General features: G+C 25.3%; 11 protein-coding genes. 8 read left to right on the top strand and 3 right to left on the bottom strand.

What is annotated here, in order from left to right; translation table 11 throughout:
• Window positions 1–3 precede the first annotated feature (3 nt).
• From HNP65_RS07580 to HNP65_RS07550, 7 genes are all read left to right on the top strand, one after another.
• The gene (locus HNP65_RS07580) at window positions 4–1935 is read left to right on the top strand and encodes an AAA family ATPase (protein ID WP_184619663.1); all 1932 of its coding nucleotides are present in this window, start codon (window positions 4–6) and stop codon (window positions 1933–1935) included.
• Window positions 1932–2396, top strand: coding sequence for a hypothetical protein (locus tag HNP65_RS07575; protein ID WP_246348236.1), 465 nt, complete (start codon window positions 1932–1934; stop codon window positions 2394–2396). The genes HNP65_RS07580 and HNP65_RS07575 overlap by 4 nt, the downstream gene beginning before the upstream one ends.
• Window positions 2383–4923 (top strand): DNA methyltransferase, encoded by a 2541-nt coding sequence (locus HNP65_RS07570; RefSeq protein WP_184619662.1) that lies wholly within the window; start codon window positions 2383–2385, stop codon window positions 4921–4923. The genes HNP65_RS07575 and HNP65_RS07570 overlap by 14 nt, the downstream gene beginning before the upstream one ends.
• 5 nt (window positions 4924–4928) lie before the next feature.
• Window positions 4929–7862, top strand: coding sequence for a DEAD/DEAH box helicase family protein (locus tag HNP65_RS07565; RefSeq protein ID WP_184619661.1), 2934 nt, complete (start codon window positions 4929–4931; stop codon window positions 7860–7862).
• Between the two features lie 312 nt (window positions 7863–8174).
• Window positions 8175–8435: a hypothetical protein gene (locus HNP65_RS07560; protein WP_184619660.1), complete on the top strand. Its 261-nt coding sequence runs from the start codon at window positions 8175–8177 to the stop codon at window positions 8433–8435.
• An 8-nt stretch (window positions 8436–8443) separates the two neighbouring features.
• Window positions 8444–8659, top strand: coding sequence for a hypothetical protein (locus HNP65_RS07555; RefSeq protein WP_184619659.1), 216 nt, complete (start codon window positions 8444–8446; stop codon window positions 8657–8659).
• Between the two features lie 211 nt (window positions 8660–8870).
• Entirely contained in the window at window positions 8871–10151 is a 1281-nt protein-coding gene (locus HNP65_RS07550) for an ATP-binding protein (RefSeq protein WP_184619658.1), read from the top strand.
• Window positions 10152–11339: 1188 nt separating this feature from the next.
• Here the strand turns inward: HNP65_RS07550 and HNP65_RS07545 are convergent.
• The 3 genes from HNP65_RS07545 to HNP65_RS07535 all read right to left on the bottom strand — a co-directional run bounded on the left by HNP65_RS07545 (window position 11340) and on the right by HNP65_RS07535 (window position 14308).
• Window positions 11340–12164 carry a hypothetical protein gene (locus HNP65_RS07545; RefSeq protein ID WP_246348235.1) on the bottom strand — a complete coding sequence of 275 codons (825 nt, stop codon included), beginning with the start codon at window positions 12162–12164 and terminating at the stop codon, window positions 11340–11342.
• 297 nt (window positions 12165–12461) lie between these two features.
• Complete coding sequence (locus HNP65_RS07540) at window positions 12462–12863, bottom strand: hypothetical protein (RefSeq protein WP_246348234.1); 402 nt, start codon at window positions 12861–12863, stop codon at window positions 12462–12464.
• Window positions 12864–13372: 509 nt separating this feature from the next.
• Entirely contained in the window at window positions 13373–14308 is a 936-nt protein-coding gene (locus HNP65_RS07535) for a 5'-nucleotidase, lipoprotein e(P4) family (protein ID WP_184619657.1), read from the bottom strand.
• Between the two features lie 195 nt (window positions 14309–14503).
• On the opposite strand from HNP65_RS07535, the gene HNP65_RS07530 reads away from it, so the two are divergent.
• Window positions 14504–15718, top strand: a complete 1215-nt coding sequence (locus tag HNP65_RS07530; protein WP_221236887.1) for an MFS transporter — start codon at window positions 14504–14506, stop codon at window positions 15716–15718.
• The last annotated feature ends 131 nt before the right edge of the window (window positions 15719–15849 follow it).

The following is a 15849-nucleotide window of genomic DNA, read 5'->3' as shown; positions in this document are numbered from 1 at the left end:
ATTTTGAGAATTGAGAGTATAAAGTTATCAAAATTCAAACAATTTAAAGATTTTAAAATTGAATTTACAAAAAATAATAATCAAGACAATGATTTTCATGTAATTGTTGCAAAAATGGGTGTGGGAAAAAGTAATTTACTTGAATCAATTAATTGGTGTTTATATGGAAAAGAAATTTTCGGAAAAATAACAAAACCCACTGATCCTGATGTTTTAAACAATAATTGTTTAAATGAAGACGGTGAACACATTGTAAAAGTAAATTTGAATTTATTAGATGAAAAAGTAAATTATTTAATCTTAAGAGAATCAAAGTTTAAAGTAAATAATAAAAAAGCTATTTCTTTGAACGAAAGTCATCTTTCTTTTAGCAATTATATTGGTATGATCTTAAAAGATCTTGATGCAAAAAAAGAGATAGAAAATCTTTTACCTGAAGATTTAAGAGATCAATTTTTCTTTAATGGAGAAAGGTTGGATAATTATTTTGATGAAATCCAGGGGGTAAAAATATCTTATGTAATTAAAAAGATGTCTGGGCTTGATATTTTAGAAAGTTTTAAAGATGCTTTAGAGAAAATTAAATCTAGATATTTGAGAGATATAAAAGTAAATGAAAATAATCTTAATAAAAAGAAAGATTTAGAAAAGAAGTTAGATCGTATAAAAGATAATAAAAAAGAAGCAGAAAAGTTACTTCAATCTCAAATCTTAGATCTTGAAAAAGCTAAAAAAAGGTTGCAAGATATCAACCACAAATTGGAAAAATTAAAAGAATATGAGATTTATAAAAAACAATTAGAAAGCATAAAAAATTTGATTCAAGAATTTGAAATTAAAAAACGCGAAATTTTAGAAAAGAAAGCACAAGTTGTTTTTGAGTTAAGCACAATAATATTTGGCTGGTCAGCTATTGAAAAAGTCTATAATGAAAATAAAGAAATTGAAGTTAACTATGATTATTTACCTACTGAAATTATAAAAGATGCTCTAAAGGAAAACAAATGCCCAATATGTGAAGCAACATTAGATGAAAAACATAGAAATATTTTAGAAAAATATCTTTCACTTGATAAAGATTTTATTATTAGTGTAAAAGATTATAATTATTTAACTAAGAAAATTTTAGAATTGGAAAGTGTAAGAAAGAATTTAAACAGTCAATTAGGTGAAGTTTTAACAAAAATAGAAGAATACAACAATAAGTTAAAAAGTGTGGAAAAAAACCTTTCGGAAATTCATGCCGAGGAACTTATTAAATTATATAATGAAAAAAAAGAACTTGAAAATCAAATTGAAATAATTAACCAAAAAATTGGAGGATTTAATAATCAAATTAAATTCTTTGAGAAAGAGGAAAAAGAAATTGAAAGTGAATTAGGAAAACTTGCTACAGGCGATTCAAATAAAATTTTTGAAAAAATAAAATTTGTTGAAAATTTACAACAAATAATACTTAATACTATAATAAATAGAAGAGATGAAATAAAAAAAGAGATACTAGATTATATAAAAGAAAATTTAGAAAAACTTATGTGGAAAAAAGATTTAATTAGTGATGTAGAATTTTCATCAAATTTTTCTTTGAATGTGTATGATAAATATAGAAACATGATTTTAAATCGTTTGTCAGGTGGTGAAAAATCGGTTTTAACTTTATCTTTTGCTCTAGCAATGCACAAGGCTTCAGGAGTAAATGCTCCTATAATTTTGGATAGACCTCTAGCAAATATATCTGGTGATTCGTATGATAAATTAATTGAAATGTTTTCAAAAATTTCCAAAGAAAAGCAAATAATAATAATGATTACTGATAAAGAATATCAACAATCTGTTAAATTGTTGAATGAACTTGCAACAACAATACATATTTTAGAAATGAATGAAAGTTCAGAAGTAAAAATTGCTGAAAAATACGTAAAAGAGGTGATATGATGGAATCGAGTGTGTTATTGCTAAGGTTAAATGAAGAAAATAATAATAAATTGAACGAAATTATGAATAAGTTAAAAGAAATAACAAATATAACAAAAGCAAAAATGTATTTTTTTGCAGGTGCATATGGCTATTTTTACGATAAAAGAGAAAAAATTCAAAACAATCCTATTGATGTAACACGCGTAGAATTTCTTAACAATCCTGAATATAAAGTGCAAAAAATATTATTAAATAGTATTTGTCAAAGTCAAAAAGAAAATTTAGATGAAAATATTAATAGATATAAACTTTTTGAAGAATATGCAAATGCAGGAGTTAGAAAGTTGTACGATATTTTTACAGAATCTAGTGACATCGAAGAATTTATTGAAAGCTTAGAATTAGAAGTAATAAGAATTATTGAAACACTAGGAATTTCTACAGAAGAAGAGGAGGAAGAAAAAAATGAACAGACATGAAAAAGAGTTTTACAAGGCGTTAAATGATTTATTTATAGGAGAAGAGATAGAAGGAAAGTCAGGATATGTAAATTTAATGAAGATAAAAAGCACATATTATACAAAAATAGTACAACCGGAATTAGAAGAATTGATTAATAAAGAATTAGAAATTAACGGTATAGAGGATTTTAGAGAAGAGTTATTTGAAAAACTATACACATTCTTTAAAAGATATTTTTCAGAAAGTGGTTCGATTTATTATACATACACACCATGGAGTGAAAGAATATATGAAAGAGTATATGACCCAGAAAAAGATGTAATACTTTTCTGGAAAACACATATGTTGTACTATGTCAAAACAGAAAAAAACTACAAAAGTGTTGAGATAAAGATAAAAGGGATAAACGGTGAAGAGATAAAGTTTTATTTTGATGTGTCAGAGTTAGAACATAAAAAAGCAAATGAGAGAAAAGATATAATGTTTGAATTCAAAGAAATAGACAAAGAAAAAAGGATAGTATTAAGATGTATATATTCAGAAAGAGTAAGAAAAACAAAAATAGATGAAATAGTAAAGCAAGCGAATAAAGAATATAAAGACATAACAACAGAAGATGTAGAAAAAGCGATAAGGATATTTAACAAGCAAAGTGAAGTAGATTACTTTATAAATAAAGATGCAGAGAAATTTTTAAAAGAACAATTAGATATGTATGTATATCAATATATGTTTGATTCAGAAAATGTTTGGAGTATAAAGAGGGTAAAAGAGATACAAGTATTCAAAAAAATAGCAAATAAGATAATAGAATTTATAGCACAGTTTGAGAACGAACTAGTAAAGATATGGAACAAACCAAAATTTGTATTTAACAGTAATTATGTAATAACAATAGATAGGATAGTAGAAAAAGAAGGGGGATATGAAGTACTTGAAAAGATATTAAATCATAAGAATATAGACCAACAAATAGAAGAGTGGAAAGAATTAGGAATAGTTGATGAAGGATTCAAGAAAGAAGAAATATATCAACAAGAACAAAGTAATTTATTTAGTGAAAGGTGGGAAATAAATGAGAAATATAAACATTTACCGATAGATACGAGATACTTTAAAGATATAGAGATAGAAATATCGGAATTATTTAACAATCTAGATGATGCGCTTGATGGATGGTTAATAAAGAGCGAGAACTATCAAGCATTGAATACGATATTACCAAAATTTAGAGAAAAGATTCAAACAATTTATATTGATCCACCGTTTAATTTAGATTCATCGGACCAATTTATGTATAGAACGAATTATAAAGACGCTAATTGGGCAACATTATTGGAGAATAGAATTAGACTTGCAAGAGAATGGTTGAATGAAAAAGGGAGTATATTTGTAAGATGTGATTATAATGGTAATTGGATTGTTAGACCTTTAATGGATGAAATTTTTGGTAATGAAAATTTTAGAAATGAAATTATTGTCAGCAGAATTAGCAAACAAGATCCAAAAGTAAAAAAATTTAATTCAGCTACAGATTCTATTTATTTTTTTTCTAAAACTGAAAATTTTTATTTTAAATTACTTTTTAAAAAATTAAAAAAAGCTAAAGGTGAACGATGGCATTCGATGGATTCTCAAGGTCAAGGTAAGCCTCTATACATTTTTGGTTATTTACTAGATCCTCCAAAAGGGAGACATTGGACGTATGGTCAGGAAAGGATAAAAACTTTGGAAAAAAAGAAAAAAATAAGAATCAGATGTAAAAATTGTGGTTATGAACATTATGAAGGTGTTTGGAATGGTTGCCCAAACTGTAAAAATAGTGTAGATGTTGTTGTAGAATATTTGTTACCTTCTACTGAAGAAAAACAAATTGATTCAAATTGGACGGACATTTCTGGTTATACCTCTAATTGGAATTTTTCTACTGAAAATTCTGAAATTCTTTTAAAACGCGTTATAGAATCCACATCGGAGGAAAAAGATTTAGTTATGGATTTCTTTTTAGGAAGCGGTACCACAACGGCTGTTGCACATAAGTTAAGGAGAAAATGGATTGGAATCGAATTAGGAGATCATTTTTATACTGTTATTTTACCACGAATGAAAAAAGTATTAGCATATGATAAATCAGGTATTTCAAAAGAGAAGGATGTTAAAGAATCATATAATGAAAAAAATGCTGGTGGTTTTTTCAAATACTATGAACTAGAGCAATATGAAGATGTATTGCGTAATGCAAAATATGAGCATGGAAATTTAAATTTACAACCATCACCAGGAAAAGATGTATTTAATGAATATATATTTATGAGATCAACGAAATTTGTAGAAACAGTATTAAAAAGGGAAGGGAATGAATACAAAGTTAATTTAACAAAACTATATCCTGAAATGAGAATAGACATAGTAGAAACATTGTCTAATGTATTAGGAAAGAAAATAAAGAAAATAAGTAAAGAAAGTTTTGAATTAGAAGACATAGGAGAAATAAGGTATGATAATATACCAGTAGAATATATTAAACCTCTAATATGGTGGTGAAAACAATGGCAAGTAAAACAAAAAGTTCGAACAATATAAATATTTATCCTCTTTTGATGAATTTTATAGATGAAAAAGCACCAATTTTTGAAGAATTGCCATATGATTGGAGAAATGTAGATTTAGAGTCATTTTCCGATATCAAAAAATTATGGGATTTTCAAATTGAAGCATTAAAATATGCTATACGAGCATTGTATTATTATTATGAAATTCTAAATGCAGATAAACAAAAATTTTGGAATGAATTGGAAGAATATTCCGTAGATTTAGATTTATCATCTATTATGAATATTAGAAATTCTGAAAGTGATGTCTGGAAAATTCTAAATAGATATTTTTATAATGAAGGGGATAAGATACCGTATAGTAATTTTATTAACCGAATGGGATTTTGGATGGCTACTGGAAGTGGAAAAACATTAGTAATTGTTAAGCTAATTGATACTTTAATAACATATATGGAAAGAGGTCTAATACCAAAAACAAATATCCTTTTCTTAACATATAGAGATGATTTAATTGAGCAATTTAAAATTCATTTTGAAGAATTTAATAAATCTCAAAGTGGAAAAATTCTAAAATTATATGAGTTAAAAGATTTTAATAGTGTGCTTAATTACAAAAGTTTTTTTGAATATCCAATTTTTTATTATCGTTCTGATAATATTTCAGATGTTCAAAAAGATAAAATAATTAATTATGAAAACTATGATAATGGTGGAAATTGGTATGTTATTTTAGATGAGGCTCACAAAGGTGACAAAGAGTCTAGTAAATCGCAACAGTATTTTTCTATTTTATCAAGAAATGGATTTTTATTTAATTTTTCTGCAACATTTACAGATGAAAGAGACATTTTAACTACAATTTTTGAATTCAACTTATCATCTTTTATTGAAAAGGGATATGGCAAAGAAATTAGAATTTTTGATGAAAAATTGAAAATAAAAGATAAAAGTATTAAGGATTTTGAAGAGAATAAAAAATACTTGATAATTTTGAAAACATTGATTTTACTTACATATTTAAAAAAGATATCAAAAGAATTAAGAAATAACAAAGAACTTAGTTTGGAATATCATTCACCACTAGCAGTATTCCTAGTTAATTCAGTTAATACAATTGATTCAGATTTGAAGTTATTATTTAAGCTTATAAAAGAAATAACATCAATAGAAGGTTATGAAAAAATATTAAATTCTCAAATTTTTAAAATAGCTATTGAAAGTTTTAATAACCCTATTAATCCTTTTGATGAAAGTAAAAGCTTTTCTGGAGCAAATATTGACAGAAATTTTCTATCAAACATTACTCCTTTAGATGTTCTAAAAGAAGTATTTAATTCAGAAACTCCTGGTGAAATTGAAATAGTAAAATCAAAATCTGAAAAAGAATTAGCACTTAAACTTATGACAAGTGAAAAACCATTTGCTTTAATTAAAGTAGGAGATGCTAACAAATTATTTAAATCTCTGGTTGAAGAATTCAAGTTAAAAGTTCAAGAAACTTTTGATGATGAAGATTATTTTTCAGATTTAGATGAGAAAGAACACATAAATATGCTATTGGGATCCAGAGCATTTTATGAAGGTTGGGATTCAAATAGACCTAATGTTATAGTTTTCATCAATATTGGAAAAGGCGAATCTACCAAAAAGTTTGTTTTGCAATCTATTGGAAGAGGTTTGAGAGTACAACCTGTTAAAAATGGTGATAGAAAGAGATTAGGAATAAATACAAAATTTAACATACACAAAAAGTTTATATTGCCAATTGAAACTCTATTTGTATGGGGAACAAAACCAAATGTAATAAAACAAGTTATTGAAAGCACTAGAGAAATAATTAAGAATTCTGGTATAAAAATTGAATTAAAGAAAAATATAGAAAGAATTAATGGAAATAAGTTGTTTGTTCCTTATTACAAAAAAGTAAAAAGAAGTATAAACATTGATGTATTAAAGAATGAAAACATACAAAAATATATTATTAATACTATTGATTTTAATGATGTAAAAAATTTACTTGAAAACATTTCTGATGAACTATTATATTTATTCTATTTAACTAAAGATGATAAACCAATAGAAAAAATAGAACTACTAAGAGAACTATTTGAAGATAAAAATAAAGATAAATTTTTTAAGATTAGAGATGATAAAAAAAGATTAGGCTGGCATGAATGCATTAAAGATATTATTAGGTATATAAACAATTTTGTTATTTCTGATACAATTTCTGCTGTTGAAGAAAGTGAGGAACCTATAATTCATTATAAAGGAATTAAGATAAGAATACCAAAAGAAGAAGAAGTCAACAAAGTAAAGGAAACAATAGAAAAGGTTTATAGTGAACATGATGAAAAAAGAATAAGTATAACAGGAAAAGATAGAGATGAAATAGAACTAGACTTTATTAAAGAACATTATTTTATTCCTGTTATAAAAGCTCTCGATAGGGAAGTTGTAAAAAACTTATTGGTCAACATTCTTAACGAAAGAAGCGAGATAGAGTTTATTAATGAATTAAAGAAAAAATCTAATTATTTTGAAATTTTTGATTGGTGGTTATTTAGTAAAATTGTTCAAAAAATTGACAACATCTACATACCATATACAAACAAAGAAGGAAATACAGAAAAATTTTATCCTGATTTTGTTTTTTGGTTTAAAAAAGCTAATAATTATTTTGTTGTTTTTGTTGATCCTAAATCAACTGAGTATGCAGATGGATATAGAAAAATTGATGGTTTTGTAAAACTATTTTATGAAAGTAAAAAAACTAAAATTTTTGAAAAAGATGGATCAAAAATTATTTTTGATTTATATTTATTTAATAAGAATTTTGGTAGTCCAGAAAAATATCAAGAATTTTGGGTAGGAAGTGTTGATGAATTTATAAATAGATTACTTAAAAGATTTGAAATTGATAAATAATATAAGTATAAAACTTCTTAAAATTATAATGTGATTAAACATAATACAATTTTGCAAAAAAATTCATGATTTTAATAAAATAAATAGTATAGAAAAATTAATAAGATAAAAAATCGACAAAATTATTGAAATAGCAAAAATCGATATAAGAAATATTCAAGCTTATATAGAAATACGATTATTAAAGAAGGTATTTTATTTTTATTCACTAAAAAAGGAATTCGGAAGATAACTGAAAATATAAAATTAGAAAGTCCAAATTTTTTACTTAAGAGAAAATTTAAAAACTTGATTTTGAAGGATGGTTTATACATGAAAAGATTAATAGATTTAATAATTGAAGCCTTAGAAAATATGAACAAAAATTTTTGTATACTTTCAAACCATTTAGGAAGAATTAAATATTTAGAGAGGCCTATAGCATATGAATTTTATCATCAATTTAGAAAGTTGATTGAAGAAGAGAAATTTGTTATACAAGGTGAAGTGGATAAAAGATATCAATATTATTTCAGCAAAGGAAAAGTACCAGATTTTATAATTCATATTCCGAATACGCAAAAAAATTTGTAGTAGTAGAAATGAAATTAGCAAATAATTTAAGAAATATTGAAAAGGATTTTCAAAAATTGAATGAGTTTAAAAAGTTGCATTATAAAAATCTTGTGGAAATCGTAATTGGAAATGATAATAATTTAGAAAGTGCTAAAAAGAAAATAAAAAATATTAACCACGAAGGTATTTCCGTAATATTCTTCTCTGTAAAAAGTTGGAAAGCTGAGTTAGAAAACAAGTAATTTAAAATATTCTAAACTAAATATAAGATAAAACAAATGAAAGGAGTCTTTAGACTCCTTTTTATTTTTTATTTGAATTCTACTATGCAATATAATAACTATTATATTGCATTTATTTTTGATAAATATTTCCTTCGAAAAAAGAAATAAAATAATAAAATTATCCTTTTTTAAAGGAAAATATGCTATAATTTTTTAGGGGTGAGTAATTATGGTATCATCAGAAATTTTAAAAGAAATTATTATTGAGAATGAAAATTTCATTTCTAAACTCGACTATATTTTTCCTAGAAACATAAATTTGCCTGATTTAAAATACTTAAAAAAGGCTGTAATTTTATACGGAGTTAGAAGAAGTGGAAAAAGTTATATTCTTCTTGACATATATAAAAAAAATTCTAATAATGCTTTATATATAGATTTTGAAGATGAGAGACTTAATGATCTTCAACCTGAAGATTTAGAAAAAATCAAAGAAGCATTCTTTGAATTAAAACCTAACTGTTTAAATAATGATAAAGTTATATTCTTATTCGATGAAATTCAAAATGTTCCTTCGTGGGAAAAATATGTTAGAAGATTAATAGAAAGAAATAATATTACAGTTTTTTGTGCAGGTTCTTCTTCAAAGATCACTCCTTATGAAATTCATACTTCTCTTAGAGGACGTTCTTGGAGTATTGAAATTTTACCTTTTTCATTCAAAGAGTTTGTGTCTTTAAAAACTAATAATCTTGATCCTTCGCAATTAGTTTATGGAGAAAACAAAATAATTATTAAAAAATTATTTATAGATTATCTCAAATTTGGAGGGTTACCTGAATTGTCTTTTTTAGAAAACGAATTTGATAAGAAGAAAATTTTAAAGGAATATATTAATTCAATGTATTTTAGAGATATAGTTGAAAGATATCAAATTAAAAATATTCAGTTACTTGATGCTCTCTGGGATAAGTTATTTTCATCATTTTCCACTAGATTTTCACTGCATAGTTTTTATAAACACTATAAAGAACTTATTCCATTTTCTAAAGATAGTTTATATGCTTATTATAAATATTTTCTTAATAGTATGCTTGTTTATGAAGTAAGAAAATTCTCTGAATCTTCATATAAGCGAGTAAGAAATCCTGTGAAAATTTACCTCGTTGACCATGGTCTTGCAAAAAAAGTAACTTCGGAAGATTATGGAAGAATTTTAGAAAATATTGTATATATTGAGTTAAAAAGAAAAGGTTTTGAAATATTTTATTTTTATGAGAAAAGTGAGTGTGATTTTATTGCTAAAAAAGACAATTTGCTAGTAGCATATCAAGTAACTTGGGAGTTAAACGAAAAAAATAAATCGAGAGAGATTAAAGGAATATTGTCGGCAGCTAAATATTTAAATATAGATAATTTAAATGTATTAACATATGAACAAGAAGATACATTAGAAATTGACGGTAAAAAAATTAAAGTTTTACCTATATGGAAGTGGCTTCTATCATAAAAAATTTCCTTTTATAAAGGAAATATATTCGAATAATTGTCCTTATTAAAAGGAAACAATTATGTGTTTATTTCCCAGAAGCAGAGGTATTTTAAACATAGCTAACATAATCATAATAATTCTACAATCACCAAAAAGAATATGGAAATATCATTATCTGATTTTATTTTGTTGCAATCTACGATCTATTAATTAATTTCTATTACCAGAGTCTTTCGTTAATTTTATAAATAAAACTATCTTCTTAAATAAGACTTTTACAAAAAATATAGGAGAAAGTTTTTATTATAGTATTGTCTACTTTTGCAATTGGTTTATAACAAATTTGCTGCCATTTTTTTCTTTATTTGATAAAAAATACCATAAAAGAATCCATTCTGAATATGTTAAAGAACAAATGCCTTTTAAAAATCCTATAAATTTTTCACTTGTAATTTTGATTTTAGTACTATTCTTCTATGCTAGCTATGAAATGAACTTTTCTTCATAGATTTCTGTGTTTTTACATGAAGTAAGAAGTTTTAGTGTTTCAAGATTAGCAATTTTCATTTAATTTTGTGCTTAAGTTTGTTTATCGGAAGATTTTTTTACAAAAATGCCAGAAAAATTTGGTTATAAGAAGTGGTTATTGTTTTTTAGCATCATCCATCACTTCTCTTTATTCAGGTGGAACTTTATATCTAATTGGACTTCTTGAACAATATTTTGAAATATTTTTTGACTTTTTACTTATACTTATTTCTAATATTTTAGAATTAATGATTATTTTAATTTTTAAAGAAAATTAGAATAGATAAGAATGTTTTTATAGATAGTTAGCATTCCGAAAGACCGTTTATATTTAAAAATAAGGCGTGTTTTTTAGGCTAATATGTAAATAGATATATATATTATCAAAAAACGTCTTTATTTTTGAAAATAAAGGCGTTTTTGTTAATTAGTATAAATAAAGGGATTATTGAACCTTTAATTTTATTTTGAAACATACAATAAATTAAAGCTATTAATTCAAAAGGGCTATAGCAAGATTTATTTAAAATACCAACAAATGAAACCCACAATATATAAGAATCTACAAAATTCCATTTATTTTAGAAACTTTATAAAATATTGTTGTATTTATTAAAATAGCAATCCACAACTAAGTATATTTGATGGGTTAAAGGAAGGTTCGTTTAAGAATCATACTTAGAATTTTGTAGAAAAACTAATGTAGTAATCTGTAGTTATAAATGGGATAAATATTTCTTGGCTGTTTTCAGTATATAAAGTGTAACTGATATAATTATAAATCCAGTCAGTTATAGTAAATCCTTGGATAAATCTCAAAGGACTTTCCTTTCCCCATAAAAATAACCTATATCCGACTTCGATTCCAGAATAATTATCATAATACCAAGAGACCCCAAATTTAAAGGTAGAATAAATTGATTCTTGCCTTAATTCCTGAATAAAATTATCCCAATTAATATCTTTAGTCCTAGATGATGTAATTAAATTAAGTATAACTCCACCTTCTAGCGAGCTAAAAATTTCTATTTTGTCTAAAACAAAATAACCAACATTGATAAATCCTCTAGGCACTATAGCAAAAACACAATCTGAAAAGTCTGTTATCCCTGGAAAAATCATTTCAAAATAAGATTTAATTGAAATTCTATCAAGAAGATAATAATTCGAAAAATAATAATTTCTCGTTGCGAAAATATAGGTAGGAGTACCTTCAATTGGTTCGTTCATGTATACTCTAGAAACGAAGAATGGATCTATGAAATAGTTCTGTGTTGAAAAAACTCCATTATTATTAACATAATATCTGTAATTTAAGTTAAAAATACCTAATATATCAAGTAGAGGCTGTGTCAAAATTTCCGAATTTTTAAAAGCATATCCTAGAGAAGTAAATTCAACAAAAGGGCCTTCCTCGTGTTTTGGTCTAATGTTTAAAAATGGTAATGAGAAAGCTTGAATTACTATGATTATTAAAAAGAAAATCACAATTCTTTTCTTCATAATGTCACCTCCTTATAATTTATTATATCACTTTTATATTAAATGATAACAAATAATTCATCAAAATTTATATTCTTACTGATTGAAAATAAAAAGCGGTTAAATGATCCAAAAAAGAAATTGCTTGTTATGGATTTGCCCCCCCTTCTTTAAATAAAAAACTCCATGAGTTGGACAACCCATGGAGTTTTTAATAACTAAATAGATTATGCACTATCTACAGATCATTTTTACCTTGTAAAGTTCTACTAAATTTCTTAAGAGTACGAAAAGTTCTTTAAGAAAAATATAACATTACTATTTCAACTTATGAGGAGAAGAATATAAAAGTTTATGCATGTCTTCACACCTTTTTATCCACCATTTTTTGTATTGATTATGTGAAATAACTTTTAAATGTGAAATGTTACTTATTTTTTCGTTTTTACACCAGTCTATGCAAATTAAATAAAGTTCCCAATCAAGTTCTTCTGTTTCCCATTCTACTTTAACTTTTTTAAACCCCATTTTCCAGAGGGCATATGCCCTTGTGTGACCATCTGTATAAAAAATAATATCATTAATTTTTTTAATAGGAACAGGGTCAAGGTTATTAAAACCTTTATTTTTTATATGTCTCATTACATTTTTGAGTTTTTCTTTTGAAATATAAAGTTGACTTGGCATTATTTTGTCGATATCAAAGTAAAAATAATTCATGTAAATACCTCCATGTACTTTACAGATTTTGTAGGAAAGATTCATTTATTTTTCATTATCTGTTAGATTATATAGCAATTTTTTTATTTTTCCAAATATGTTTGATTTTCTTACTTTTTTTAATATGCATTGTAACAGTTATTCAAGAACTTATGACATCCCGTATTTCAACGAAGTATATGATTATCAGTTAATTAATGTAAATAGATTTAAAAGTACGTAGGATGTACTAATATTGTTTAAAATTATTCAGACCATGGCTAATATAAAAATAGGTTAAATTAAAACATAAAAAAGGGATATACCTGCCAAAATTTTTTTATTATAGAACAATAAAACACATACAAGAAGGAATTGGAACTGCAATATAATGTTTCTTATATTGCATTTGTTTTGTTCAAAAAATTTTGTAATTGTATAATCATTTTATGCCATAGTATAAACAAAAACGGGCTTTGGTAGAATACCAAAGCCCTTTCATTATTAATATATTTTATCTTTTATTAAAATTATTTTTGAGGTCTCCATCTTATAAGATTCTCTTTTCTTACCTTACTCTTTTCTTCAGGAGACATTCCCCAATTATAGTTATATACTGCTCCTTCCCAATCTCCATAGATTGGATTCGGAAGTATTATAAATTTTGTCCCCCATTTATCTTTCATTTCGTCTACAAGTTCATTTCTTTCAGATGTTGTCTTATGCCTAAATACAGATGAAAAGTCGTTCAAATTATCACCAATAAGAAGAACTATTCTGTAATTTTCTGCTACCATTTTTCTCCTTGGCTCTTTGTCAGAAGTTGTAGATTTAGTTAATACATGCTTTTCATCCGCAAATGGAAAACCAAGATTTTTAAGGTTTTCAATAGTTGCTTTTTTCAAACTATCGCTTCTATTAGTTATGTAAAATACTTCTCCATTGTTTTTTGCTACATAATTTAGAAATTCTAATGCTCCTGGAATAGGTGTAGCAAGTTTTGCTTCACACCATTCATTCCAACCAATTGGATAAGCATTATTTGTATCAATTGTTCCAGCATCATATGGAGAATTATCAAGTACTGTCTCATCAACATCAACAATTACTGCCCGTTTTAAAGTCGACTCTTCTTTTAAATCCATATCATAAAGAATTTTTGCAAAATTATATGCTTGATATGCAATCGCTCGCGCTTCTCCTGCGTTTTGATACCATAGAGCAGCCATTACTAATTGTTCATTTAGATCTTTTTGCGTATATTGAGGAGTTAATCTTAATCTTTGACCTACTATTATCAAATCAGGATTTTTAAGATTATTATATTTTACCAACTCTTCAACTGTTAAACCAGTTTCTTTTGCAATTTTTGACAAAGTATCCCCTTTTTGAACAATGTAGTATTCACCAGCAAATAATAATGAAATAGATAGAAGAATAGCAAAAATCACTAATAACTTTTTCATAACTAACCCCTCCTCCCATACAGATGTGGTAATATCATAACATAACTATAGTTAAATATTTAAGAATAAAAAAAAGAAGATAAGTGCAAATAATAGAAGTTCAAAAGATTTTTTTAATTATAAATCCTAAATTGTAAAAATATTTCTTAAACTATATGATATAATTTTTTCATCAAAAATAGGAGGAGGAATTATATGAAAATAAATATTGAAAGAAAAAACTTCTTTGCTTTTATATGGCATGCTATATTTCTTGCTTTTGCTTCCTCTTTTATTGAAATAAATACAGTTGTTCCATCACTGATTTTAAAAGCCGGTGGTTCTGAATTTATTGTTGGACTTGTAACAGGTATAACAGTTGGAATTCCCCTTATAGCTCAACTTTTATTTGCTAGTTTATTAGTTTCAAAGCCTCTAAAAAAACCATATCTTTTAATTGGAATATATCTTAGAATTTCTTCACTTTTTCTAATTGCTCTTGTTCTTTCAGTACATTTTTCAAATAAATTTGTTTTACTTTTTACAATTCTTGGCCTTACAATTTTTTCTTTTAGTGGAGTTTTTGCAGGTGTCAGCTATACTGACTTACTTGGAAAATCAATTTCAAAAGAAAATCTAAGAAAATTTATGAGCACTAGACAAATACTAAGAAGTATTTTTGCCTTAACAGGAGCTTTTACCGCAAAAATTGTACTAAATGCCTTTGGATATCCTGTTAACTATGCTGTTATGTTTTATATTTCTTCTTTTTCACTTTTTATTGCTTCAATTGGTTTTTGGTTAATTGAAGAAGAAAAAATAGCATTTCATAAGAAATTCCCCTCATTTATTAATATCTTTAAAAATATCCCAAAATATATTTTAAATGATAAAAATTTACTAAATTATGTTATTTTCAATAATCTTACCGGTTTTGGGCTAATTATTATTCCGTTTTATGTCACTCTAGCAAAAAATTCATTCGCTTTAGATAATAAAATTGTTGGAAATTTTTTGTTTTTGCAAATGTTTGGAATTATTTTAGCTAGTTTCCTTTGGAAAAAATTATTGCATAACAAAGGATTTAAAAACGTTCTAAAATATTGTGTTATGATTGGAAGTATTACACCGATTCTTGCATTAATTTTAAGTAATTTTTCCTCAAAGATTTATTCTATTGTTTTTCTAATTTCAGGATTCACTTTAAGTGCTAGACAAATGTCATTTGAAGGGCTATTAATAGAAATAAGCAATAGTGAAAACCGTGCATTATACGTAGGTATTTCAGGAGCATTAAATATCGTAACAGCTACTCTACCATTAATTATTGGAATTATATTGAAAATTACCGGTTATGAAATAATATTTTTGTCAGTTTCAGTTTTTATACTTCTAAGTCTAGTATTTTTAAATAAAATAAAAACAAATTAAAAAAGATCCTAATTCTTAACTTAATAAAGCACCATTGCCTTTAATCGCTTTTTAATACTGAAAAGAACAACATCCAAGAACATATAGTTAAAGTTCTCCAGATGCTGCTATATTAGAAAGAGTTTAATTAT

Origin of the sequence: Thermosipho japonicus (assembly GCF_014201655.1) — a bacterium.
GTDB classification, from domain to species: domain Bacteria; phylum Thermotogota; class Thermotogae; order Thermotogales; family Fervidobacteriaceae; genus Thermosipho; species Thermosipho japonicus.
The sequence above is the reverse complement of the archived record's forward strand: the minus strand, read 5'-3'. Positions and strand labels throughout refer to the sequence as shown.